At 69.5% G+C, this 23,645-nt stretch carries 22 protein-coding genes and 3 pseudogenes; 12 read left to right on the top strand and 13 right to left on the bottom strand.

From position 1 onward, the window contains the following. Positions 1-103: 103 nt before the first annotated feature. Together ACWD3E_RS28060 and ACWD3E_RS28055 are read right to left on the bottom strand one after the other, a co-directional pair. Entirely contained in the window at positions 104-643 is a 540-nt protein-coding gene (locus ACWD3E_RS28060; protein WP_451390339.1) for a hypothetical protein, read from the bottom strand. A gap of 549 nt (positions 644-1,192) precedes the next feature. Continuing rightward, positions 1,193-1,891, bottom strand: a complete 699-nt coding sequence (locus ACWD3E_RS28055) for a DJ-1/PfpI family protein (RefSeq protein ID WP_451390338.1) — start codon at positions 1,889-1,891, stop codon at positions 1,193-1,195. Between the two features lie 101 nt (positions 1,892-1,992). Between ACWD3E_RS28055 and ACWD3E_RS28050 the strand changes: the two genes are divergently transcribed. After that, on the top strand, positions 1,993-2,949 hold the full coding sequence (locus ACWD3E_RS28050; RefSeq protein WP_451390337.1) for a GlxA family transcriptional regulator: 957 nt from the start codon (positions 1,993-1,995) through the stop codon (positions 2,947-2,949). A 62-nt stretch (positions 2,950-3,011) separates the two neighbouring features. Here ACWD3E_RS28050 and ACWD3E_RS28045 read toward each other — a convergent pair. Both ACWD3E_RS28045 and ACWD3E_RS28040 read right to left on the bottom strand, forming a co-directional pair. Next, positions 3,012-3,237 (bottom strand): annotated as a pseudogene (locus tag ACWD3E_RS28045) (hypothetical protein); the annotation flags it as partial. Positions 3,238-4,025: 788 nt separating this feature from the next. Further along, complete coding sequence (locus ACWD3E_RS28040; protein ID WP_451390336.1) at positions 4,026-4,619, bottom strand: isochorismatase family protein; 594 nt, start codon at positions 4,617-4,619, stop codon at positions 4,026-4,028. Between the two features lie 602 nt (positions 4,620-5,221). Here ACWD3E_RS28040 and ACWD3E_RS28035 point away from each other — a divergent pair. Continuing rightward, positions 5,222-5,707, top strand: a complete 486-nt coding sequence (locus tag ACWD3E_RS28035; RefSeq protein ID WP_451390335.1) for a transposase — start codon at positions 5,222-5,224, stop codon at positions 5,705-5,707. 14 nt (positions 5,708-5,721) lie between these two features. On the opposite strand, the gene ACWD3E_RS28030 is transcribed toward ACWD3E_RS28035, so the two are convergent. Further along, positions 5,722-7,158 carry an ArnT family glycosyltransferase gene (locus ACWD3E_RS28030; RefSeq protein ID WP_451390334.1) on the bottom strand — a complete coding sequence of 479 codons (1,437 nt, stop codon included), beginning with the start codon at positions 7,156-7,158 and terminating at the stop codon, positions 5,722-5,724. Positions 7,159-7,423: 265 nt separating this feature from the next. Between ACWD3E_RS28030 and ACWD3E_RS28025 the strand changes: the two genes are divergently transcribed. Next, a complete protein-coding gene (locus tag ACWD3E_RS28025; RefSeq protein ID WP_451390333.1) occupies positions 7,424-7,876 on the top strand; it encodes an SCO4402 family protein in 453 nt (150 codons plus the stop codon). Here ACWD3E_RS28025 and ACWD3E_RS28020 read toward each other — a convergent pair. Next, positions 7,843-9,159: an MFS transporter gene (locus tag ACWD3E_RS28020; protein ID WP_451390332.1), complete on the bottom strand. Its 1,317-nt coding sequence runs from the start codon at positions 9,157-9,159 to the stop codon at positions 7,843-7,845. The genes ACWD3E_RS28025 and ACWD3E_RS28020 overlap by 34 nt on opposite strands. Before the next feature lie 93 nt (positions 9,160-9,252). Between ACWD3E_RS28020 and ACWD3E_RS28015 the strand changes: the two genes are divergently transcribed. Next, positions 9,253-9,771 carry a MarR family winged helix-turn-helix transcriptional regulator gene (locus ACWD3E_RS28015; protein WP_451390331.1) on the top strand — a complete coding sequence of 173 codons (519 nt, stop codon included), beginning with the start codon at positions 9,253-9,255 and terminating at the stop codon, positions 9,769-9,771. 72 nt (positions 9,772-9,843) lie between these two features. Here the strand turns inward: ACWD3E_RS28015 and ACWD3E_RS28010 are convergent, their stop codons facing one another. Both ACWD3E_RS28010 and ACWD3E_RS28005 read right to left on the bottom strand, forming a co-directional pair. After that, entirely contained in the window at positions 9,844-10,044 is a 201-nt protein-coding gene (locus ACWD3E_RS28010) for a hypothetical protein (protein ID WP_451390330.1), read from the bottom strand. A gap of 285 nt (positions 10,045-10,329) precedes the next feature. After that, complete coding sequence (locus ACWD3E_RS28005; protein ID WP_451390329.1) at positions 10,330-11,538, bottom strand: hypothetical protein; 1,209 nt, start codon at positions 11,536-11,538, stop codon at positions 10,330-10,332. 133 nt (positions 11,539-11,671) lie between these two features. Here ACWD3E_RS28005 and ACWD3E_RS28000 point away from each other — a divergent pair. Further along, a pseudogene (locus ACWD3E_RS28000) lies at positions 11,672-11,827 on the top strand (IS982 family transposase); the annotation flags it as partial. Between the two features lie 311 nt (positions 11,828-12,138). On the opposite strand, the gene ACWD3E_RS27995 reads toward ACWD3E_RS28000, so the two are convergent. Continuing rightward, the gene (locus ACWD3E_RS27995; RefSeq protein ID WP_451390374.1) at positions 12,139-12,738 is read right to left on the bottom strand and encodes a TetR/AcrR family transcriptional regulator; all 600 of its coding nucleotides are present in this window, start codon (positions 12,736-12,738) and stop codon (positions 12,139-12,141) included. Between the two features lie 49 nt (positions 12,739-12,787). Here ACWD3E_RS27995 and ACWD3E_RS27990 point away from each other — a divergent pair, with 49 nt between their 5' ends. The 5 genes and pseudogenes from ACWD3E_RS27990 to ACWD3E_RS27970 form a co-directional block, all read left to right on the top strand. After that, the gene (locus tag ACWD3E_RS27990) at positions 12,788-13,252 is read left to right on the top strand and encodes an SRPBCC family protein (protein WP_451390328.1); all 465 of its coding nucleotides are present in this window, start codon (positions 12,788-12,790) and stop codon (positions 13,250-13,252) included. 161 nt (positions 13,253-13,413) lie between these two features. Then, a complete protein-coding gene (locus tag ACWD3E_RS27985) occupies positions 13,414-13,563 on the top strand; it encodes a hypothetical protein (protein WP_451390327.1) in 150 nt (49 codons plus the stop codon). Between the two features lie 102 nt (positions 13,564-13,665). Next, on the top strand, positions 13,666-14,130 hold the full coding sequence (locus tag ACWD3E_RS27980; RefSeq protein WP_451390326.1) for a hypothetical protein: 465 nt from the start codon (positions 13,666-13,668) through the stop codon (positions 14,128-14,130). Between the two features lie 77 nt (positions 14,131-14,207). Beyond that, the gene (locus ACWD3E_RS27975) at positions 14,208-14,741 is read left to right on the top strand and encodes a GNAT family N-acetyltransferase (RefSeq protein WP_451390325.1); all 534 of its coding nucleotides are present in this window, start codon (positions 14,208-14,210) and stop codon (positions 14,739-14,741) included. Positions 14,742-15,005: 264 nt separating this feature from the next. Next, positions 15,006-15,206, top strand: a pseudogene (locus tag ACWD3E_RS27970) (Cmx/CmrA family chloramphenicol efflux MFS transporter); the annotation flags it as partial. A 364-nt stretch (positions 15,207-15,570) separates the two neighbouring features. On the opposite strand, the gene ACWD3E_RS27965 reads toward ACWD3E_RS27970, so the two are convergent. Then, positions 15,571-15,837, bottom strand: coding sequence for an Rrf2 family transcriptional regulator (locus ACWD3E_RS27965; RefSeq protein ID WP_451390324.1), 267 nt, complete (start codon positions 15,835-15,837; stop codon positions 15,571-15,573). Positions 15,838-16,229: 392 nt separating this feature from the next. Here ACWD3E_RS27965 and ACWD3E_RS27960 point away from each other — a divergent pair, with 392 nt between their 5' ends. Continuing rightward, positions 16,230-16,394: a hypothetical protein gene (locus tag ACWD3E_RS27960; protein ID WP_451390323.1), complete on the top strand. Its 165-nt coding sequence runs from the start codon at positions 16,230-16,232 to the stop codon at positions 16,392-16,394. 154 nt (positions 16,395-16,548) lie between these two features. Here ACWD3E_RS27960 and ACWD3E_RS27955 read toward each other — a convergent pair whose 3' ends face one another. From ACWD3E_RS27955 to ACWD3E_RS27945, 3 genes are read right to left on the bottom strand one after another with little or no spacing between them, the layout of a single operon-like run. Further along, positions 16,549-20,304, bottom strand: coding sequence for a CHAT domain-containing protein (locus ACWD3E_RS27955; RefSeq protein ID WP_451390322.1), 3,756 nt, complete (start codon positions 20,302-20,304; stop codon positions 16,549-16,551). Continuing rightward, positions 20,301-21,251 (bottom strand): hypothetical protein, encoded by a 951-nt coding sequence (locus ACWD3E_RS27950; RefSeq protein ID WP_451390321.1) that lies wholly within the window; start codon positions 21,249-21,251, stop codon positions 20,301-20,303. The genes ACWD3E_RS27955 and ACWD3E_RS27950 overlap by 4 nt, the downstream gene beginning before the upstream one ends. Further along, the gene (locus tag ACWD3E_RS27945) at positions 21,245-21,640 is read right to left on the bottom strand and encodes a hypothetical protein (protein WP_451390320.1); all 396 of its coding nucleotides are present in this window, start codon (positions 21,638-21,640) and stop codon (positions 21,245-21,247) included. The genes ACWD3E_RS27950 and ACWD3E_RS27945 overlap by 7 nt, the downstream gene beginning before the upstream one ends. Positions 21,641-21,998: 358 nt before the next feature. On the opposite strand from ACWD3E_RS27945, the gene ACWD3E_RS27940 reads away from it, so the two are divergent. Further along, positions 21,999-23,336, top strand: coding sequence for a hypothetical protein (locus ACWD3E_RS27940; protein WP_451390319.1), 1,338 nt, complete (start codon positions 21,999-22,001; stop codon positions 23,334-23,336). Positions 23,337-23,645: the final 309 nt, after the last annotated feature.

The following is a 23,645-nucleotide window of genomic DNA, read 5'->3' as shown; positions in this document are numbered from 1 at the left end:
CCGTTTCGCACCCGCCCCGCACAGCACCAGCGCCGCAGCCGTCCCCGGCTCGTCCCACAGCAGCCTCAGATAGTCCAGCAACGGAGGCGACAGACGCTGCGCATCATCGAAGAACAGCACCCCAGGCGCTCGCAATGCCTCCCCCCAAAGCCCGGTCCGCCGACCCCGCCCGGTGCGCCGGAGAACCCGCTGGCAACCCCCACGCCTCCAGCAGCGACGCGCGCATCTGAGCCAGGCCCGGCTTCACCCCGACCACTGCCCGCCACACCGGCAACCGCGACGGCAACAGATGCAGCGCCTGCTGCACCGCCACCGGCACCCCCGGCTCCCCGAACACGCACCCGATCCCCCGCGCCGCGACCGTATGCCCCACCGCCTCCACCACCGCGGCAACCCCAGCTGTCGACACCAACCGCGCACCCGGCACGAACAACCGCACCCCACCCCGCGACGGCGGGACGCCATCCTCATCCGGCACAGCAGCGGCCGCCTTTCCCGGCTCAACGTCGACCACCGGCAGGCCCTCACCCGCCCGCTGAAGCTTCAACACATCCAGGACCCGGTCATAGCGGCCGGCCTCGACCCGTCCCCGCGCCGACCGCGCCACCTGAAGCACCCGCCCCGCGCGCAGATCACGGCTCACCGAACGGTGCAACGTACCCAGTGATGGCACACCCTCCACCGCACCGTCGTCCCTCATCCGCCGGTGCAAGCCGCGACGTTCCCACCCACCTCCGCCAACCGCGCCCCCAGCTCATCATTCAGCACTAACCTGTCCTGCCGCGGCGCCAGCTCCAACCGCCCCGCCCGGGCCTCGGACAACCACCGCCACACCGTCCGCCCGGTCACCCCGGCAGCCTCGGCCATCACCTGCACATGAAGCGACGACACAGAACCAGACGCCTCATCCACCGCCAACAACCGACGCACCACCACACCACGCGCCAGCCGAACACCCTCGCTCACACCAGCCAGCACACCCCGAACCCGACACCCCACACACAGGAATGAGCGCACACCTGACAGCCACCCACCACCGTGCCAGGGCCTGTCCAGCCGATCTTCGGCAGGCGGGCGACGTTGCACCATCGGCGCGCGGGGGCTGACCAACAGGCGGTCACCCCGCGCCCGCATCCGCTCGCCGTCGGCCCGGGATCGCCTGGACAGGCCCTGGCGGGCTCCCCAGGGCCGCTCAGTGAGCGAGCAGGCGGCTACGCAGCTCGGCATGGGCCGCCAGTCCCCTCTGCGCCTGCGATCTCAGCCAGGACTCCATCGGCTCGCGGTCCAGGCCCGGCCAGTCGATCGGACCGAGCGGCGGCTGGGGGTCGTACTCGATGGCGGACTGGATCATGCGGCAGGCGTCCTCGCCCACCAGCTCGGCGACCAGCTGCAGGGCCATGTCGATGCCGGCCGCCACTCCCGCGGCAGTGCGGACCGGCCCGTCCGCGACCCAACGCCGCGGCAATGGCGTCGCGCCGAACGCCCGCAGCATCGGCATGGCGGCCCAGTGCGTGACCGCCTCCCGGCCCTCGAGCAGCCCGGCGGCGCCGAGCACCAGCGAGCCGGTGCAGACCGAGCCCACCAGTTCGGCCGTGGAGGCGGCCCGCCGGACGTAGCCGACCAGGCATTCGTCCGCTAGGGCGGCGAAGGTCGCGGCACCGCCGCCTGGGACGATCAGACCGAACGGCTCGGGCACCTGCGCGAAGGTGTGCGAGGCGGTAACGGACACCGCGACGTCGGTGTGCAGCGGCTCGACATCGGCGGCGACCGTAACGGCCTCGAAGCCGAGGCCGAACTCCTGCAGGGCACCGAGCACCTGGAGCGGCCCGACGAAGTCGAGCGGTGTGAGGCCGGGGTAGAGCACGAAGGCGAAGGTCCTGGTTGCGGTCATGCCGTCAGCTTCGCCCGGGGCGGAGGCCTGCGGGCCGGTCCGGTCTGAAATCCTGTGATCCCTGTCTTTCGGACACCGCCCCTTGGATCCAGGAGCCGCTCGTGCGCCGCGTGGTCGTGATCGGATACCCGGACGCCGAACTCCTGGACATCGCCTGCCCCGCCGACGTGTTCGACGCGGCGAGCCGCTGGGGCGCGGACCCCGGCTACCAGGTGGAGCTGGTCTCGCTCGGCGGCCGCCCGGTGCGGACCACCTGCGGCCTGACGCTGGCCGCCGGGGCGCTGGAACAGGTCGCCGGCCCGCTCGACAGCGTGCTCGTGGCGGGTGGGCTCGGGCACCAGGCGGCTGCCGAGGACGCCCGGGTGCTCACCCATCTGCGCCGCCTGGCTGGGCTCAGCCGCCGGGTGGTGTCGGTGTGCACCGGCGCCACCGTGCTGGCAGCCGCCGGGCTGCTCGACGGCCGCCGCGCGACCACCCACTGGATGTGGGCGGCCCAGCTGGCCGCCCGCTACCCCACCGTCCGCGTAGACCCGGCGCCACTGTTCGTCACCGACGACAACGTCCACACCTCGGCAGGCGTCACCAGTGCACTTGACCTCTCGCTCGCCCTGGTCGAACAGGACCACGGCCCGGAACTGGCGCGCCAGGTGGCCCGCTCGCTGGTCGCCTACCTGCAGCGCCCCGGCAACCAGGCGCAGGTCAGCATGCATCTCGCCGCCGCGCCGCCTGCGGAGCACCGGCTGGTCCGCGACGTCTGCGCGCACATCACCGCCAACCTCGCCGCCAAGCTGGACGCCGCCACGCTGGCCCGGACAGCCGGAGTGAGCCCCCGTCATCTCACCCGGCTCTTCGCCGCCCAGCTCGACACCACCCCGGCCCGGCACGTTCGCGCGCTGCGCACCGAAGCGGCCGCCCAGCTCCTGGCGACCACCGGGCTGCCACTGTCCGCGATCGCCCGCAGCTGTGGTCTCGGCACGACCGAGACCCTCCGCCAGGCCTTCGCTGACCACTACGCGACCACGCCGTCGGCGTACCGGCAGGCGGCCCGGCGAGGTTAGGCAGTGTTGGCTATGCCGCTGTTGAGGTCCTGACTGCCGATGTGCACCGTCGATGGGTGGCCTCAGACGTTCCCGCCGGGCTGGCCGGCGACCAGGGTGACGGTGGACTGCACGAACTCGGCGGGTCGCACGGGTGCGACGCCGATGTCGCAGACCAGCTGACCGGCGTCGATCGTCGTCTGCGTGTTGTTCGTGTTGTCACAGATCACGTAGAACGCCTCTTCGAGGTTACGCCCCAGAAGCGCCCCCCTGCCGCCACTGGTCGGCCAGGAAACTGGTGACCGATTGCCCGCGCCACCTCGTTCGTGTCGCGTGAGGCGAGCGTGTCGACGAATTGCTTGAGCAAGTCGACGGACGGGGCGGGCGGCGTGTCGACCTCTGCGAGCCTGTTGCGCTGCTCGGCGCAGTGGGCAAGTACCTTGTCGATGAGTTTCTTGCCGGTCGGTGGGTCCGGTTGTGGCGGCGTCGCGCTTTCGGTGGCGGCCACGGTCATGTCCCAGAGGCCAACCATGGTCACCTCGGGGACCGTCTCCAGCCCGCCCAGCCCCGTACGCTCGCCGGCGTCACCGGCCAGTGCCGTCTCGGTCACGGTCTGGTACGGGCTGAGGAACCCGACCACGTAGCAGGACCCGCCGCCATTGGCGAAGAACCCATACACCGCCTCGGCCAGCGTGAAGCACCGCTGGAGCACCTGGATCCGCTTGAACTCCACGGGGGTCAGGTCCTGATTGTTGCTCTGCTTCTTCAGCAGGACGGCCAGTTCGCCGCCCAGCTCGACGATGCTGTAGCGGTCGGTGAACTCCTGCCAGCCGTGGATCGGCTGCGGAACGACCCGTTCGCCCGCGCCGAACGGGCAGGTAAACCGTTCCTTGGCGTCGTTGCTCGGCGCCTCGGTGTACCCGAGGAACGCAGGGGCCGACGTCCCCGCCTCCACGATCATGCGTACGCCGCTGGACCTCTCGGTGACATAGGCACGCGAGGGGCCTCTTGTCCATCGGTGCTGCTCCTCTCGACCGGCTGGCACTACTCGAGGGTGATGTCCGCGTAGGCGAAAGGCGTCATCCGCAGGTGAACGGTCAGCCGAGGACGACGGGTTCGCCGGTCAGTGTGATGCCTGCCTGGTGCATTTCGTCGATGGCGTTGTCGGTGGTGTCGGCGGCGACGCCAGCGGTGTAGTCAAGCAGGACGCGGACGGCGAAGCCGGCTTTCGCGCCGTCCAGCGCGGTGGCCTTCACACAGTGGTCGGTGGCGATGCCGACGACGTCGAGGTCGCTGACGCGGCGCGCGTGAAGCCATTCGGCCAGGGATGTGCCGTCTTGGGCCGAGCCTTCGAAGCCGCTCTTCGAGGCGGAGTGCGCACCCTTGTAGAAGACCTCGTCGACGGCCCCGGAGGCGGCGGTCGGCGCGAAGTTCGGGTGGAAGTCTCCGCCTTCGCTGCCGACGACACAGTGCACGGGGAAGGAGTTCTGGAAGTCCGGGTGGTCAGAGAAGTGGCCGCCCGGGTCGATGTGGTGGTCGCGGGTGGCGACGACGTGCGCGTAGCCGTCGCCGGCCGAGCGCCGGACGAGGTCGGCGATGGCGCGGGCCCGGTCGGCGCCGCCCTTCACGGGGATGCTGCCGCCTTCACAGAAGTCCTTTTGAACATCGACGACGATCAGTGCTCGGCGCACAGCGCAGTCCTTTCCTCACGGAATCGGTGCTTGGATGGCTTCCCGTTCCGCTGTGGTCGGGTGCATCATGGCCTGGCCGTTCACCCGTTCGGCCGGGTCAGCTGGGCGTGGTCAGCTCGGCGGTGCCGCGCAGAACCGGGCCACGTCCGCCTGGATGAAACCGATCCTCGGGTCATCACTCACACGCACACCCTGACCGTTCAGATCACACACAGTCAAAACTTCTGACAGCAACGCCGGTTCATGGTGCCTCCAGCTCCGAGGTCCGGATGCTGCAGGTCACCGGCGTGGACCCGGTGGCCCAGACTGTCAGGCTCGGCAAGCGACCCCACTCTGTTCCCTTGGACCCGGCCTCCTGAACCGTGATCCAACCCGAGGGCATCTGGTCGTACTCCGTCGCTCTGCCACGGCCAACGTGGTTTTCGCCGACCGAGACCACCTCGTCAGAGCCGTCCGAAGCGGCATGCGCCGCATCCAACGACAGCCATGCCTCAGGCTTCGTGGATGTCGTCGCGTCGTTCCCAGCGGATGCGCAGGCGGCGGAAGCCGTGTAGCCAGGCGATCGTTCCCCCAGATCGGCACGCAGCCCGCGGGTACTGGGCGTGGACGACTTCGCCTTCCGCAAGGGCAAGGCCTACGGCACCGTCCTGGTCGACGTCGACGCCTCCACGGTGATCGACCTGCTGCCCGACCGTTCCTCCGACACCCTCATCGCGTGGCTCGCCAAGTACCCCGGCGCCGAGGTCATCTGCCGTGACCGCGACAGCAGTTACAGCTGCACCGAGACCACGGCCTGCCGGGACGCGGTCCAAGTCGCTGATCGCCGGCGCCTGCTCCAGAGCCTGTCCCGGGCCGTCGAGCAGGTCTGGCACCAGCACCGCGGCTGTCTGGAGAAGCACGCCGAGCTCGGACGGGACCAGCCCGTGCAGATACCCCTGCTCGGCGCGCTGCCGCCGACTCTGGTCGTCCAGCGTGTCCTGGACCGGCACGAGGAGTTCAACCGAGGCAGATGTTCAACCGGGCCGGACTCCCGTTGCTGCACGAGAAGTGCGTGCGAAGCGCGCCGACCGGCGGTCGACCGGCCCTGATGATTGACGGCGGGTCAGTACTGGCGCAGTGACGGCCAGAGCACGGACCACCGCTGGTGCATGCCTTCGCACAGCACGACCTCTGCGTACTGCTCCTGGTTGCTGATGCCGTGGCCGTTGTCGATCCGGCCAACGGTGTGGCAGTTGGTGAAGGGTCGTTCCAGGCGGTGCTGACCGTCGGCCTGTTCGACCAGCAGGACGGGGCCGTCGTGGTTGTCCGCGGGCGGGCCCCAGTCGTACAGGCTCATGTGACCGGAGTAGGCGATGGGGAGCCCGTAGGCGGGCCCGTAGCGGGCGAGGGCGCCCGCCTCGCCGTAGTTCGAGGTGAGCAGGACAGCGTGGGCGCGCTGTGCTGCGGGGATCGCGGTCCAGGCGGCCGCTGTGGCACGAGTGAACTGGGGCCAGCCGACCTGCTCGCCCTGGTCGACGTCGATGGCGTTGGTCACGGCGACCGCCGAGACCGGCAGCACTGGCAGGGCGGCCAGAGCGCTGGTGGCCGCCGCCAGGAGAAGAAAGGGTGTGAGGGTTCGCCAGGACCGGCGGGCACGGTGGACGACGGGTTCGCAGCCGGCCGCCGTCACGGCGAGCAGCAGCGGGAGCGGGTAGTACGGCTTGCCGCCGCCGAGGAGCACCAGGATGCAGAGCGCCGGGTAGGCGAGCGCCAGCGGCCGGGCCCAGCGCAGCTCGTCATCGAGGAGCAGCCGACGCAGGCCGGCTATCGCGACTGGAACGAGGACCGGGGAGAACTGGAGCAACTGGAGCGGCAGGAACAGCAGCCGTCCCGACACGCCTTGGACGTGGCTGAGAACCCGGGCCACCTTCAGCTCGGGCCAGCCGTGCGTGGCCTGCCACCAGAGTGTGGGTGCGCATATGAGGAGCGCGAGGAACAGCGCGAGCAGCGGTCCGAGGAGCAGCCCTGCACTGTCGGGCCGAGGGGGCCGCGCGAGCTCGCGCCGGGGGCGGGCCACCAGCAGACCCAGCGGCAGTGCGAGGAGCAGCGACAGGACGAGCTGCTTGTTCAGCAGTGTCACCCCGATCATCGCGCCCAGGGCCGGCCACCAGCGGGGGTCTCTGGTCCGCAGCAGCCGAAGGGTCAGGAGCAGGACGCCCAGCTCGGCGGTCAGATCGAAGGTACTGGTGGACAGCAAGTGGCCAATGGCCAGGACATACCCCGAGCAGGCACAGCACCCAGCCGCGAAAATCTGCCCGCCACGACCGGCTCCCAGCTCCCGGGCCAGCAGGGCGGTCAGCACCACGGAGCATGCGGAGAGCAGGGCGGGTATGACCCGCAGTCCTGTCGGGCTCGCGCCGAATACGGCGGCGCCGGCCCGGGCGAGCAACGGGGTCAGCGGCGGCTCGTCGACGTAGCCCCAGGCCGGATGTCGGCCGGCGAGCAGGAAGTAGAGCTCGTCGCGATGAAAGCCGTACCGCCCAGACAGCGCGATCAACACTGCGGCGAGAGCAGCCGCCACGAACGCGACCGGCCGTAACGCGAACGGTTGCGGCCCAACCCGCCCATCCCCCCGAATGTTCACCGCCGCAGTCTGGCAGCCACGACCGGCGCGGCCAAGGGGGCCGCCGCAGATCGCCAAGTGGGGAGATCATCTGAGCAGGTTTGGCGAGTCCCTCAGTACGAGGTGGGGATTTTCAAGGCTCTGTCCGCAGTTCCGTGATCGGACAACGCTGCGTCCCTCACCGCCTCAGTAGCCTGGCTGGGTGACTGATCACGGCATTGAGTTCCCCGATTTTCGTCTGCATGTCGTTCCGGCGGTTCTCGCTCTGGCGAGTCCCTCGTGGCAACGCGACGTGTGGCTGCAGCCGGAGGAGCATGAGGACCTGGACTACGTGATCAACGTGCTGTTCGACGACTTCTGCAACGCTGACGACCCCGCTCCATGGTTGGGCAAAAGCCTTCGGACCGAGGAGGAGGTCACGCTCATGCAAGAGTTGGGAACGGTCTACTCGGCGGTGCAAGAGTCCGTGGGTCGCTGCGCCCGAGATGAGGCTTATCTCGATGCTCCGGGGTGGGGCATCGTGATCACCGTCGCGGCCAGACTGGCTCAGGTGATGGTGACCAATGACCTCCAAGCTGCGGCCGAGCCGTCGCATCCGGTCCCACACCCCGTCTGTCAAGATCAATTATCAGACGGGCCTTGGCTAGTGCTGTGACCAGTTGATGTGCGCGCCGGTTCGGCCGAGTGCTCGTCCCTGTGCTGGCCACTGGATGCGGTCGCCGGTGTGAGGGGGTCGGCCACGTTGTCCGTGGCCGTGAAGCGGCGGACGCCCGGTACGCCTGCGGTTCCGGCGCAAGCCACGCCCACCACGGCCGCTGCGGCCCACAGCGGAGCCTGCGGGCCCCACGCGCTCGCCGCGAGCGGGGCGAGAACGTAGCCGAGGGGCATGGCGCCCAGGGACAGGAGCCAGTCGTACGAAGTGACGCGGGCCAGCACGCCGGGCGGGATGGCAGCCTGGACGGAGGTCTCCCAGACAGGATTGAGGAAGCCGAGGCCGGCGAGGGCGAGGCCGTAGGCGGCGATAACGGCAACGGCCGGGGCGCCGGCTGCGAAGAGAGCGAGGGGCAGGGCATACGTCGCGAGGCCCAGGTTGGCCACGAGGATCGGACGGCGGGGGCGGGCGCGTCCGGCCAGGAGGGAGCCGAGCAGCAGTCCGACTGCGCCGGCTTGGAGGATCTCCACCCAGGTCTGCTCACCGCCCAACTGCCGTACGGCCAATGCGGGTCCAAGCGTCGTCAGCACGGCCGCGGCGCCGTTCCAGACGGCGTGCGCGATCAGGCTCGTCCAGTACCAGTCACGGCTGCGGACCTCCTGCCAGCCTTCCACGAGGTCGGTGCGGAGGGGGCGGTGCCCGACTGGGACGTGCGCGATGCGGATTACGGCGAGCAGGGATGCGCTGGCCGCGAAGGAAATGGCGTCCAGGATGAACGCCCATCCGGGTCCCGCGGCGAGGATGAGTACGCCGGCAAGGGCCGGGCCGCCGAGGCCGGTGGCGCTTCTGACCACGCCGAGCGCGGAGTTGGCGGCTTGCCGGTCCTTGTCCGGCACCGTGCCGGTGATCAGCCGCGGCAGGGTCGGCATGGCGAACGCGGAAGCAGCCCCGCCGACCGCCGCGGCGAACGCGATCTGCCACAACACCGGCGTATGGTCGAGGAGTTGGAAGCCGATGCAGAGTTGTGCGGCACCGCGTACGAGGTCGGTCGTGAGTGCCACGGTCCGGGCGTTGAACCGGTCGGCGACGACTCCGCCGAGGGGGAGAAGCAGAAGTCGCGGGACCATCGCGCAACCGAGGACGAGTGCGAGGGCGGATGTGGAGCCGGTGGCCCGCAGGACGGCGAGGGAGAGCGCGGCGGGCACGACGGCGTCGCCGACGAGGGACAGCGATCGCCCCAGGAAGAGCAGCTGGAAAGGACGGTTGCGCAGCAGTCGGTGTGACATACACCTGAATGTATTTCGGCATCGAACTTTCGTCAACGAAATATCTGGTGTCGAAATATAAGAGGCTGAAGCGTCGCGCCGTATCCTGGAGTCATGGAGCGGATCGCGCCCACGGGGCAGGACTGGACGGATGAGCACGTCACCCGCTGGAAGACGGTGCTGCCCGATCTCGATCCGGACATCGAGGGCGCGGTGACCCGCATGCAGAAGATCACCTCGCACCTGAGCAAGGTCCGCGAGCGGTCGCTGGTCAACTGTGAACTGGAACGGCACGAGTTCGACACCCTGCACAAGCTCGCCGCCCGCGCGGGCTGGGCGACCCCGTCCGAGCTCGCCGCCGACCTCGACCTCGCCCCGGCTTCGGTTACTGGCCGCCTCGACGCCCTGGAGCGCCGCGGCTTCGTGCGCCGTACACCGTCGAAGACAGACCGGCGTCGCGTCGACGTCGAACTGACCGAACCGGGCCGCGCAACCTGGCTGGGTGCGATGGACGTGATCGGCCACGAGGAATATCGACTGCTCGGCGCCCTCACCCAAGACGAACGCCGCACCCTTTCCGACCTGCTGCGGCGCGTCGCACTCGCAGCGGAGGCGCACGACGACGCCCCTTGATGCCCGGCCACAACGCCCGAACGACCGACGGCCCGACGGCTTCCTGAACGATCTCCATGGCCACTCTGTGCCTCACAGTTGGCCGCATCGGCCGACCTCGATGAGTCCGGCGTCGCCGGCGTCGCGGTCGAGTTCGAAGCCGTTCGCGAAGGAGTGCAGGTGAGGCAGGTCGGCGGCGATGATGCCCTGGGCCGGACGGTCAGGAACTGGCGCCGGGTCGGGCCGGAGCGCTGCGGAGCGGGGTCGATGCCGACGGCCTGAAGGATCCCCCACACCGTGGAGGGTGGCGACAGGGCAGCCAGGCCGGCGAGTTCACCTTGTACATATGCCGGGATGAAGCCCACGAGCGACACCAGGAACAGGGCCAACGTATGACCACTGAGGACATCGGACTCATTCGGGGCCAACGCCAGATGCGTGCTACTTCTCCTCGGTGAAGCCCAGTGTCGCAGATCTCAAGCAGCCTGGCCTGGTGCACAGGCTGCCTGCGGTGGCATTCGGGGAACCCCGGGGCCCCTGTACCGGTCCCCGGGGCCCAAGGCCACGGAACAGACAGGGCTACTGCCAGGCGACCAGGCGGAGTTCCGACTGCACGCCGGGGCTGTTCGGTGTGATGGTGCCGATCTTCTTCGGGGCGGCCCCGGGGGTGAGGTCCAGGCGGTACAGCTCGGCGACGTCCTGGCCCTGCCGGGACAGGAACACAACGGACTTCAGGTCGGGCGAGGGGGCCACGGCACGGTTGTCGCGGTCGTTGTCGGGCAGGAGCTGCTCGACCTTCTGCACGGAGTCGAGGGAGTTCGAGAGCACGACGCGGGAGAAGCCCTTGCCGGCGCAGAAGAGGCTGTGGTCGTCGATCCAGAACTTCGGGGTGCACTGGGGGACGGTGCCGCCCCCGGGCAGAGCCTTGTCGCCAGTGCCGGAGGAGTTCGGACCGAAGCGCAGCGGCTCGACGTACTCATCACCGGATGAGGGCGCGGCGGCATCCTTGAGCCAGATCCCGCTGCCGAAGCTGCCTCCGGCTGCCGCGGCCGTGCCGGACGGGTTGACGATCACGTCCTTGAAGTCGCTGCCCAGGGGCAGCCGGGACCAGGGCTGGTCGCCGGCGAGGACGAAGCCCCAGTTGTGCGAGACCCCGCGGTCGGTGGCGGCGGCGCCCCGCCGGCCGAGGTCACGGCTCATCACGTGCCGGTCGCCGTTCTCGTACCACAGCGTCGACGTGCCGCTCTGGAAGACCGGCGTACGGTCCTTGGCACCGGCTGTGACGGGATCGGCGGACGGGGCCCCGACCGGCGTGCTCTGAGGCTTGAGCGAGAACGCGACGGCGGGGCCGTCCGAACTTCCTGCCGACTGCTGAAGGGCCGGCATCACACCAGCGACCAGCGTGAAGTCCTTGTTGAAGGCCCCCCTCAGGGCGCTCGGGACGCTTGTCTGGCCGGTGGGAGTGGAATCGCAGAGGATCCCGGTGTCCGCGCCCGGAGGGAGCACCGACACCCTGCGGGCGACCTCCTGTCCGTCTGTCACGGAGTACGAGGCGAGCGTCAGCTGCTGGGTGTTCGGCGCGCCGCTGGTGCCGCCCTTCACGTCGCACCACGACACGGTGACGGTCCCGGGAGCGCCGATCGCCTTGGCCACGGCGCTCGGGGAACTGGCGGAGGAGGCGCCACTGTCCTCGGACCCCTTCGAATCACCCGAACCACTGCTGCAACCGGTGACCGCCAGAGCGATCACGGCCGCAACCGCGGACCCGCCGAAGTTCCGAGCACGCATATGTCGTCTCCCCCACCCCTGAAAATGATCAACGAGCCGGACGGTACCAGACGCACTGCGCTCGCAGTTCTGATCGCTCAGCGCTCCCGGGCGCCGACCAGCGGGCCAGGTCATGCGCCCCAGGGCACGCGACCAGGGCCACCTCAGCCTGGAGCAACACAGCGCACGAACCGAGGCCGACGTGTTCGCCCGCACCGGTCAGCGACTGCTCGCCCTCGCCGCCGCCATCCGGCACAACTGGACCACCAACGCCACGATCAAGCGCTCACTGATCGCGTATGACCACTGAGGACATCGGACTCATCCATCTAGTCCCGGTCGGCGTCGGTCGACTGCCGGGTGGCGGTGCGCTGTTCGCCGGGCTGTCGGCGTGGAAGGCATCACGGCATGACGTGGTCCCTGCCCGAGCCGATGCTGACCGTGGCCGTGGACTGCCCCTCACTGCACGCCAGGTGGGCCGGCGAGCCGAAGGGGGACGGTTCTCCAGACGCTCAAATGTGTCTCAGGAAGCCTGCGGAGCGTCGTACGTCCACCTCGGCGGCCGTTGTTCGAAGGCGATGCGTCTTCTGGGCCAACTGCTCAGCCTGATCGGCGACTCCGTCACTGCGAGCCGTAGTACAGCCGGAGGAACTCCTCCATTGCCGCGTCGACGCCGGGGCGGTCACCGGTGGCGAGCAGGTCGAGCAACAGACCGCGGACGGTGGCAAGCCCCAGCCTGGCGCGGCTGCGGGCCGTGGCAGGATCCGTCCCTGCGGCCATCTCGGCGGCCGCCAGCGGCTCCAGCCAGTCCGTCACGAGCCCTTCGAGGACCGGGACGGCCTCGGGGCGGCCCCGTAGTGCGTGCCCGCAGATCTCGAAGAAGAGCCGCTCCTGACCGGCCAGCCCGGGATCCGTCAACTGCTGCCACAGTCGCCGCGCGACATCGGCGGGTGAGAGACCGGGCTCCAGCCGCAGCCGGGACAGCAGATCGCGCTGGCGCCGCTCCGACGTCCTGACGATCTCGACAAGCAACTGTTCCTTGGAGCCGAAGTAATGGATCAGCATGCGGTGACTGACGCCGATCGCAGCGCCCAGGCGGCGCAGGCTCAGGTCAGCGATGCCGTGTGCTGCGACGTGGTCGACGGCGGCGTCCACCAGCCGGGCGCGCCGGTCCCCCTCCGTACCGTGCGCGGCCTCTGATCGCACGTCATCCGCATCCATCACGTCGCGAGTGTACCAATTGGTACATGAGGCATGTACCGTGTGGTACATGCAGTCTGTCACCGTGTCGATCGACGTACCGCAGACGCCCGAGCAGGTCTACGACTTCCTCGATGTCATGGCTCACCACGAGCGATTCACCGACCACTACCTGACCGACTGGCGCTACAGCGGCCCCGGTCGCGGCGTCGGATCGTGCGCCACGGTCACCGCCGCGCTGGCCGGCGCAAAGACCAGCGTCACCATCGAGGTCGTCGAAACCGACGCACCGCGGCGCATCGTCGAACGCAACGTCAGTGCGGCCGGTCGGCGCCTGGCTCACGGCATCTACACCATCGAACCGCTGCGAACCGGTCGGACCCGCGTCTCGTTCATGTACGCCTGGGCACGTGCCCCTCTCGCCGACCGCCTGCTGGCACCTGTGGTCCGGGCCACGATGCGGCGCGCCAACCGCACGGTCATGCGACGGCTGGCCACGGAGCTGGCCCGCCACGTCTCCCCAGCCGCCTCCTGACAGCGGTGCGTCTCGGCTCTTCCGCCCGCCCCAGGAACCGACCCTCGCGGCAGAACATCCCAGACACCCCGACGCTGACTCCCCGAGCCGGAACTTCGCCCACAACCGGGTCCACGTGCCTGGTCCTTGCCGCGACAGGGTACGTGGCCCAGAGAACGGACATGACGGCCTCGTTCCCCGAGATCCGGGCGGCGGCCCTCGCGCAACTGCCGGCGGATACCGGCCTGGACGGCTGGTGGTGCGGGAGCGGGACCGGCCGGCGTTCGAACGCCTTCAGCAGCGCCTCGCCCGGCGCGGGGCGGCTGCGGTAGAGGTGGCGCGCCAATGGCCGGCGCGGGGCGCTGGAGGAACTGTTCGCCGGCCACGGCCTGACGGTGCCCGTTCACCTTGTGCCCGTCGACCACCGACCGACCATGGCGCAGCAGCGGCCGGGCTGGGCGGCGGCCGGCTTGGAGGGGCTGTGCTTCAAGCGGCTGGACGAGCCCTACCGCGGGGGTGTGCGGTCGTGGCGGAAGCGCAGGGTGCGTTTCACCACCGAGGCGGTGATCGGCGCGGTCACCGGATCCCTCGCTGCGCCCCGGACGGTGCTGCTGGGCCGTTACGACACCGCAGGCCGTCGGCAGTACATCGGCCGCAGCACCGCCCTGTCCCAGGCCGCTGGCCGTGCCCTGGCCGGCCGGCTGACCCCGTCGGCGGGTGCGCACCCGCGGGAGGGATGGACGATTTCCGCAGGCTGGGGAGCGCAGGAAACTGTCGATGTCGTCCTGGTCCGGCCCGAGGTCGTGATGGAGCCATCACCCCCTCGGAGCAACGTGACCGACCTCGACCACCGCAGGAAAGACAGTCACCCGTCACGGTGTGCGGTGCAGGCGGCTTGACGCCTCGTGGTTCCGCAGCGGCAGCGCGGGCCAGCGCCGGATTACGGATCAGGCCATTGTCTTGGCAGGATGGGCGCATGACCGAGATCCGCACACCCCGCCTCCTCCTCCGTAGCTGGCACGACGACGACCTCGCGCCGATGGCGGACATCAACGCGGACCCACGGGTCATGCGCTGGATCGACGACGGCTCGGTGCGCGACCTGGACCACACGGCCGAGGACATCGAGCGGTGGGAGGAGGAGTGGGACGAGGAGGGCTTCGGACTCTTCGCCGTCGAGCTGCTGGCCTCGGGCGAACTGATCGGCTTCACGGGACTGTCCGTGCCCGACTTCCTGCCGGAGGTGATGCCCGCCGTGGCGATCAGCTGGCGTATCGGCTCACAGTTCTGGGGCCAGGGATACGCGTCCGAAGCCGCCCACGCCACACTGGAGTTCGCTCTCCAGGACCGCGGCCTGGACCGCGTCATCAGCATCAACCGGGTGGGTGACAACGCCTCCGAGAACGTCATCCGCAAGCTCGGCATGGTGCCCGAGCGGGAGACGACACACCCGGTGTACGGCTACCCGCTTCGCATTCACGCCATCGACCTCACCGAGTTCCAGGCATGAACCGGCCGAGCCGTCGATCCTCACAAGACAGCCGCCCACTGTCCCTAAGTCCCCGAGCGCATTGATCGCGACGGTACGGGCACCCAAGGACGGATGGTGTCTTCCCCTCGCTGACCTCCGCTTTCACGGAACTGCGGCCAGAGCCAGATTCAAATGTCCCCATCAACCACAGGTCCGCGCCCCGAGCATCGCTGATCACTCACCCCCTTGACCACGGTCTGATCGACGGCCGGAACGAGGGCTGCCAAGGCATCTCAGGGGGATGCGGTGGGCAGTACGTTGATCACGCGGGTCCTTTATGAGGCGGCCGGAGCTCCCACCTTGGCTGGGGCCTATGCCACGGCGGCACTCAACGTCGGCGCCGCCGTCGGCTCCCTCATTGCTGCGACCGCTCTCGCCAGTGTGGGGAAACGTGGGCCGCTGTGGGCAAGCGGACTCCTCGTCCTGACCGCTTTGCTCGCCTCGCCCCACTGCCCGAGCTGCCACCGACAGCCTTCCCCCGGTGTCACGTCCTCGCGAGGATCACCGGCGTCATGGTCAGCCGGTCATGCTGTCGGGTCTGGAGGCAGTGATGGAGCTGCCAGTCACCCTGCTCGCGCGGCGTGGAGCTCCAGCGAGGCTTCGCCCTGCTCATGCCGCTGCCCACGATCGAGTACCGGGCCTGGATGCTCGCGGCTCTGCTCGACATCTCACTCGGCAGCGCGATGGACATCCGTCCGTGGTTTCGGGCGGGAGCTCGGGGCTCAGGCGGATCAACCGCCCTCAAGGGGCTCCATGTCCCCGGGGCCTGTGCTCAACGGATTCTGCAATGAACACGGTTGAGAAGAGTTCACTTCCCGTAACGGCGGACATCGGCGGTGTACTCCTCCACTCGGTGCCGTACGACCTCTGGAAGTTCGCCGCGGGCGAGATCGGCGATCGTAGTGGTCTCCAACACCTGGCGCAGGCTGGTACGCACCGCCCGCCACACGTCCGGGAGTGCCGCCGCCCCCGGATACTTGAGGCTCGACAGGCTCAGGTCCCGTACTTTGGCCAACGGGCCGTCCACCGTGCGGATCACTGCGGCGAGGCTGATCTCCTCGGCCGGCACGGGCACGCCGCGCCCCGTGACGGCTCTGCACCCTGGGCTCCTGCGAGCGCCCCTCTTCTTGTGGAACCAGCCGTTGACCGTCTTGTGGGACAGGTCCCTGCCGCCTTCCCCCCTCCCCCGCCGCTTCAGCTCGGCCTGGAGCAGCTCGAGTTGCCTCTCCAGAGCTCGCCGGCCCGTAGGTTCTTCCGTCGTGCTCACTTCCCTCCCCCTCCTCTACTCGGGTGCTGATCCGATCCGGAGCAATCCGGCGGCCCAGGACCGGACGGCGCTGTGGCCTGGGGACTTGCGGCCGGAAATCCGGCGATCCAGCATCCATTGCCGACCCCCGGGGTCCTAGCAACAGTGCTCGTGGCCGCCTCGTCCGGGGCGGTCGAGGCCGCTTGGGGAAGGACTGACACATGGACATCCGGTGGGCAGCGGTGCTCCTGGCAGGGCTCGCGATCCTCGCGATCGCCGCGGTGACCATCGCCGACCTGGCGCTGAAGGACACCGCGTCGCAGGACCGCGCCGGCATCCCGCACGCCGTCGTTGAACTCGTGCGGGAACTCCGCCGACGCCGATGACGGCCCAGGTCCGGCCGCCCACCGCCTCACCTAGGGGCGCACGCGGGCTCCTTGGCAAGTGCTCAGTGGAACGCCCCAAGGGACAGCCTCGACGAGGGCGGGGGTGGTGGAGTGGAGGGATGCCCGTGCGAACGCCGGCCAGCGGCTGCGCGCCTCATGGCCCCAGGTGGACGAAGTGTGTCCAGCAACTGGGCAGCTGCGGCATCTTGTCACGCAACCCTCGCACCACATGATGAAGGGCCTCCGCGGCCTCGTACGGGTGGAACTCGCCGCCCGGCATGAGTCGCGGGTAGAGACCGCGGGTGATCAGCGAGGCATCCTCGTCTCCGACGGTCCACAGGGTCCCGACGACATGGCGGAATCCGCCGTGGCTGAGGGCCGTGGCGAAGCTGATCATCTCGTCCGGCACGCCGATGCTGCCGACGGCCGACTGGCAGGCCGCGATGAAGGCGAACTGCCCGTGGGGGTGGTTCAGAGCCGCCAGGTGGGCGATGGTCAGCATGCCGTCCCACAGTCGCAGACCGCTTCGTGCGGGCTGCCACGGATCCCAGGCGCCGTGGCAGCCCATGTGGAGCCAGGGATGCTGACGGACCGCCGAGACGACGGCGTGGGTCGTGGCGTCCGGGCCGTCGAGGACGGTCGTGCGCCCCTCCCCGAACAGCGCCGCGAGCCCGTCCCGGTCCCTGGCCACGCCGCGCAGCGGCGGTTCAGCGCCGATCTGCACCACGCTCGTGATCAGCATGCGTTCCCGGCGGTGTTCGGACGCGGTGTCCTTCTCCGCGTCGGACGCGGCCTCCTGGCCGCGGTGGACCGCGGCGAGCGCGGCGAGGGTCGGCGTGTATGAGGAGACGACTCGGTCCATGACCGTCCGTCCGCCGCCCTGCGGACCGTGGTGGCCGGCTGCGTGCAGCGGCAACCACGTGGTCGTTCCGGTCGGACACCACCACAGACGGGGCCACGGCTCGCCAGTTGCGGGGGCCCGGTCGAACCCGAGGGCGGTCAGAACAGGTTCCGCGATCGTGTCCCACATCCACTTGTGGGTGTCGGTGATGGTCTTCTCAAGCCGGTGCTGAACGGCTATCCCCGCATCACGGTCCGCGTCATGAAGGGTGCCCAAATACTCCGTGATCCGCTCCACGGCCTTTGCATCGTCGACCGGAAGCTCTACCGCCTTGATGCCGTCCGCGGTCACCAGGATGGCGTGGTTCCCCCAGCCGCCGTGGTGCAGGTTGATCATCACCACGGGGCCTGCGGCGGCGGCCGTACCCGGCTCCGCGGTGGCGACGTGGGGGAAGGTCTCGAAACGCGGCCCGGCGCGCACGCGGGCGACGACGGAGTCCCAGCGCATCGCCAGAGCGACCCGGCGGTCTGACGTCCCGACGCGTGTCGGTCCCAGCTCCTCACCCGAGTCGTCATCTGGCAAGTCTGCGAACTCCCGTCGGACCGCTTCCAGTTCGTCGGCCAGTTCGGGTGCGGCCGCGCGCAGCGCCGACAGCTCGGACCGGTCCTGTGACCGCTGCGCCCACAGGATCCCTCTGCCTCGTTCGAGAAGGTCCACCGCGCGGGCAGGGTCACCGGCCGCGATCGCGGCGGCGGCCGCCGCGCTGATCAGTCCGGCGGATTCGCTCAGTAGACGCTCTTGGGTTCGCCGGCCTGCGCCCCGCCAGACCAACGTCGGCAGCAGGTCGATCATCGCTGCGAACGGCTCCAGGGCGGTGGCCGGATTCCCACTGCGCAGCACTTCGTGCACGCCCCAGTTCCGCGCGGCCTCCATGCGAATGTGCGTGGGCGCGTCGGACATGCCCGTGAGGGTGCGGCACAGGTCGATGGCCTCTTCGCGCGTCCGTGTCCGAGAGCCGTCGAGCTGGAAGAGATCCCACAGCCTCAGGGCCAGATTCAGCAGCGCCTTGGGGCGCTCGTACGCCCCTTCCGGGGCGGCCTCCAGCGCCTGCCGGACGAGTGCGATTCCCTCGGCCATCGTCTCGGCCGACGACGAGGCGCCGGCAAGGGCATGCAGCGTGTTCGCAACCGACATGATCCGGCGCCAGCGGTCCGGGTGTGTCGGGGGCGTGCGGTCCAAGGCTTCTTGGGTCAGGGCGAGAGCGCGGGTGCCGTCCGTGGGACTGCCATCGCGCTGGTATCGGTTGCGGAGCAGCGTGCCGAACATTGACGCCCGCAGTGCCCAGGCCGGGGAGCCCTCTTCGGTTGCCTCGAGCGACGCTCCGGCTTCCTCGATGGCTTCGTTGAGCAGGGCGTGATCCTTGTCCAGGGTCCGTTGGTACATCGTCATCAGTGCATGGGCGAGTGTGTATCTGACCGCGGGGCCGCACCGCTTGGCCGTGACGGCCTGTCTGCCGAGCTCGATCGCCTCGGTGAGGTCGGTGAGTGTGCCGCGCGCCTCGTAGCGGGTCTTGAGCGCCAGCATGAAGTTGTTGAGACATCCCTCACGGACCGCGGGCCCCGCAGCGGCCAGGGATTCACGTCCGCGGCTGACAGAGGCTTCCAGGTCGCTCCACCGCTTCTCGAGCTCGAAGCGGGTTCGCAATGCGACCGACAGGACTGACAGCGCCATGGCACGTCGGCCCTCGCCGGCCGGCATGTGGTGCACGACCTGCTCAGCCAGGGTCACCAGTTCGTCGATGTCCTGCTGCTCCTGGACGTGGTCCGTGCGGATCTGCAGGGCGATGGTGAGAGTGAGGGTGAACTCCAGCCAATCGGCCGCCGAGCGTGCTGCCTTCCGGGCTTCCCGGGCCGCGCTCACGGCTGCGTCGAGATGACCCTGATCTCCCGTCGTCTCAAACCTCTGGATCAGCAGATGGGCCAGCGCATCGAGCGGGCGGGCACGGTCGGGTCCCTCGCCACCGACCGCCGACAGCGTCTCGGCCAAGCGGTCCAGGAGCGTCGTCCGACCGGTCAGCCGTGCCAGGTGGTGAGCCGTGCGAGTCAAGTTCCGGGCCAGGTCATGGTGTACGGACGTTCCGGGGACGGCGCTGTGCAGGGCGCGTTCGCCAGCTTCAGCGGCTTCCTGGTAGTCGGCCATGGCTTGCGTGTGTTCGGCCTTGGTCCCCAGCGCGGCCGCCAGTGACCCCAGCAGTGCCGTCATGTCCGGGTAGCCGGTGTTTTCGGCTAAGGCGACTGCCTCCCGCAGCAGCTCGACGGCTTCCTCGACGCCCCGGAGATCGTCCTGGGTACGCCCTTGGGCCGTGAGCGCGTTGGCCAGGGCGGACAGGCAGGTGATCTTCAGGTCGGAGGTGGTGCCCTCGTTCAGGGACCGCCGTGCGAGCCGTACTGCTTCCTCTACATCCTCCGGGTTGCCCACCCGCTCGTACCGGGTGCGCAGCAGAACGGCGGAGTAGGCGAGACACAGCGGGTGGTAAGGGTGGCCGACGGTGATGCGTTCAGCGAGGGCTGCCATCTGGCCGATCGCTCTGTCGAGGGCCGTCGGGTCGTTCCGGCCGGTCCCCTCCTCAAGGATGATGCCTGCCACGTGTGCGGCCGCCTCCGGCGCCTCGGGCATTCCGCGGTGTGCTTCGGCGCTCTGGCGCAGCAGCTCCACAAGTTCCGGTGGTACCAGCCCTTGGGCGATGTGCTCCGGAGCATTGTCCCAAAGCCAGGTGAACACCCTCAGCGCCTCAAAGGTGTCCTGCCCGCGATCGTCGCCTTCCGGGCCGGCCAGTGCACGGTAGTAGTGGATCCAGCCGACGGCGTGCCTCGCCGTGATCGCCGCTACCGGGTCCTCGGCCTGGTCGGCGAGTCTCCTGACCTGCCGGGTCGCTTCGACGACCTGGGGGTCGAGGATCGGTCTCGGGTCCTGCCACTCCCGCCACACGTCGATGCGTTTCCACAGGTCGTCCACCAGCGCGCCGAGGATGTCCGGTTGCCGCTGTGCTGGCGAAGGCTCTTCTGTCACTGAAGCGGTGTCCTTCCTGCGATCGGCGGGGGCTCGGCGTCGGCGAGGGAGATGTGGCCCTTGTGGAGTCGTTGGCTGACGGCGAAGCCGACCTCGGGGGTGAGCGCACCGGCGTGCGGGACGCCGAGTTCGGTGGCGAGGTTCTTGCCGTACAAGTCGACTGCAGACTCGGTCAGTTCGGCCAGCGCCGCGACAGCGGCACGGGAACGCAACCATGCCGTGGTGGCGGCGACGAGGGCGACCAGCTCCGCGGGCCACCACCGTGTGCCCAGCGCGGCGTAGAGCACCGCCCATCCCCACAGGCGTGCGGATGCCGTGTAGGCATCGTGGGCGGCAGCCAGTTCAGTCCGGGCCGTGTCCGGCATCACCAGCCACAGCCGGGGCCAGGCGGTACCGAGATCGAGATGGTAAGCGTCGCGCACGCGCGTGTCCGGTGCGTGCAACCGATCCCCGGTCCAGGTTGGGTATTGCGGCGGCACGAGGCTGATCCTGTCCCGCGCGACCATCATCGACCGTACGTGATCGGCCGCGGTCTCGGGGGCAGCGGGGCCGACGGCAGCGGAGACGGCTGCCCCCAGTCGCCGGCCGGCTGCCTCCCACCGCCGGCGCCGCCGGTCGGCGAGCCAACGCAGTGGCCGGCGGTCGCCTTCCAACGACCACAGGAGCTCAACGGCGCTTCCGAGGACGGTGGCGGCCAGCCCGGCCAGAGCGGATGCGGCGAGCACTGCGCACACGACGAGGACGACAGTCGCCGTGTCGCGGGCGTGCGGGGAACCCGCCCGACCGGTCATCCACGTCCGCAGAGCACCGGGGTCCAGTGCCTGCCGGTGCCCGAGTGCCCCGGCGACCGCCGTGGCGCCGACGAACAGCAGTCCCGGGCCCACCAGCACGCTCACCCAGCGCTCCGCGAGCCTCTTGCCGAGCTCGGAGAGCAGGGATGTCACCATCGAATGTGCTTACGCGTCAGTGCCGTACCCGTCACCTCGCACGTGGGTGGCTCGTCGAGAGCGTCGGCGACAGCGTGCCAGCGGCTGCACCGGCCGGCCGGGCAGGCCCAGACCTCGATCGTCGGAAGGCTCCCGGCAGAGGAGGCAGGCGAGGCCCGGTACTGCCGTCTGACAGTCGGGGCAAGCCCGCCCGCGACTCCGTACCGGATCAACGCCGCGTGGAGTTCAAGCAGTGCGGCGGCCAGGCGCTCCTGCCCTACGTCGCCGCGCAGTTCGGCCAGGATTCGGTCCAGGGGTTCGGCCGCCCCGGCATCAACGGCGATCGCCCGCAGCCCGCCCCCGCCGAGTTCGCGGCAGACGGTTGCCAACAGCTCACCGATTTCGGCCATCCAATTCCCCCGCAGCCCCGGCCGATGGCGAACCGGCCCAGCCCTCAACGCCCGAAGTCACAGTAGCGACGCAGCTACTCCCAATCGGACACTTTTGAAGAACTGGCCAGAAGTAGATCCATGACGGACAGAGGTGATCCCGGTGCCCAGTCCGTACTGACGGGTGGCACCGGAGCCAGCGGCACCACCCGCTGCAGCAAGGTCACACCGAGCGAAATGAGCCGTTAGCAACTTGTGCGCCGGGGGTATTCCCCTTAGAGCACCACCGCGCCCACGGATCCGGCGCGGCAGGCGCGCAGGGCGATGGCTGCCGGTGCGGTGGTGGTCCAGTGGTGTTGCCGCCATGGGGGTGAGGCATATGCCGCGAATACCTAACACCCGTCTGCAGGCGCTCGTACGGTCAGCCGACTGGAGTCCCACCCAGCTCGCCCGCGCGCTGCGCGCGGTCGCCGCCGAGCAGGGCCTAGCGGTGTCATACGACCACACCACAGTGCGGCGCTGGTTGGAGGGTATGCGGCCCAGACCACCCGCCCCCGCACTGCTGCTGGAATGTCTCTCCCGCCAATTGGGCAGGCCCATCACAGCACAGGAGGCCGGCCTCACCGACGCCCCCGCTGGCGTTGTGGCCCTCTCCTGGCAGGCCGAACCGGTCCACAAACTCACCCGGCTCACCCGTGCCGAACTCGACCCCACCCGTCCGATGCCGTTCGACGCCCGCGTCTTCAGTCTGGCCGCCCTGACCCTCCCAGACCAGATCACGCCCACTCGTCGCCCTCCGCGCCAGCCGGAAGCCGGCCCCGGGGCGCTGTCTCTCGGACCGTCCGAAGCCGGGCGCATACGCGGTATGACCGATCTGTTCCACAGCGCGGCCGAGCAATACGGCGGGCAGCCTGTGCGCTCTGCACTGGCCGCCTGCCTGGCTCACGACGTCATCCCCCTGCTGTATACGCGCTTACGCGAACCTTTCCACCGAGATCTGCTGTCCGCCGCCGCTCAGCTGACCCTGCTGCTCGCCACGATGTGCGCCGACAGCGGGCACGACCGCACCGCGCAGCACTACCACCAGGTCGCGGCCCAGCTAGCCGCCGATGCCGGCGATTCCGCCACATTCGCCATCATCCTGCGTGCTATGGCCACCCACGCCTACGACCTCGGCCACCACAGCACGGCAGTTCTCAACCTTGCCGACCAGGCCGCTGTCTATGCCCGCCGCGCCGCGCCCGCCGTCCAGGCCTACGCCCAAGCCCATCTGGCGGTAGTGCAAGCCCACTACGACCGCTATGCCGCCCTGGCCGCCCTGGCTCGGGCGGAATCCTTATTCTCCCGGGCCGACGCGGCACCCGGCCCCTTCACCGCCTACCCGCCCGGTGCCCTGCACTATCAGCGCGCCCGGACCCTCACAGCCCTCGGCGACCCCGCAGGCGCCGTCCGCGCCCTCGCCACTTCCCTGCGCCTGCGCACACCAGCCGAACATCGCGCCACCATCCTGACCCGGGCGTACCTCGCCGAAACCCACCTCCGTCTCGGGCACCTCGATCAAGCCCTCCCCCACTGGGGGACATTCCTCACCGCCTACCCCACCCTCCACTCCGCCCGCGCCACCCGCCATCTCCACACGCTTCGTGAGCAGTTGCGGCCCCATCAGCGGCACCCCCAGGTCGCCGCACTCCTGGCCGAGTCGACGCTCCTCATCTGACACCCGGTCACCAGGCGGCGCCGCCCCGATCTTCCGTCCAGATAAGGACTCCGTAACATCAAAAGGATCTTGCATCTCTACATAATCCACAAAACATTCGCATCCGCACCAGGACACAACCAGCGAAGAAGGGGTATTTCGCTCGCCGGGGCACGGCCCGCCTCGGTCTGCACGAACTCGTCCCGCCGTCCCCCCATTACATGCAGGGCAGGTTGAAGAACGGTCAGAGCCGAAAAAGATGCATAAGGGCTCGCCGTCGGGGCAGGGTGCCGATAGGCGCGGTTGCCGCCTGCATCGACGTGGTGGCCG

This window comes from Streptomyces sp. NPDC002676, from assembly GCF_053592455.1.
The sequence above is the reverse complement of the archived record's forward strand: the minus strand, read 5'-3'. Positions and strand labels throughout refer to the sequence as shown.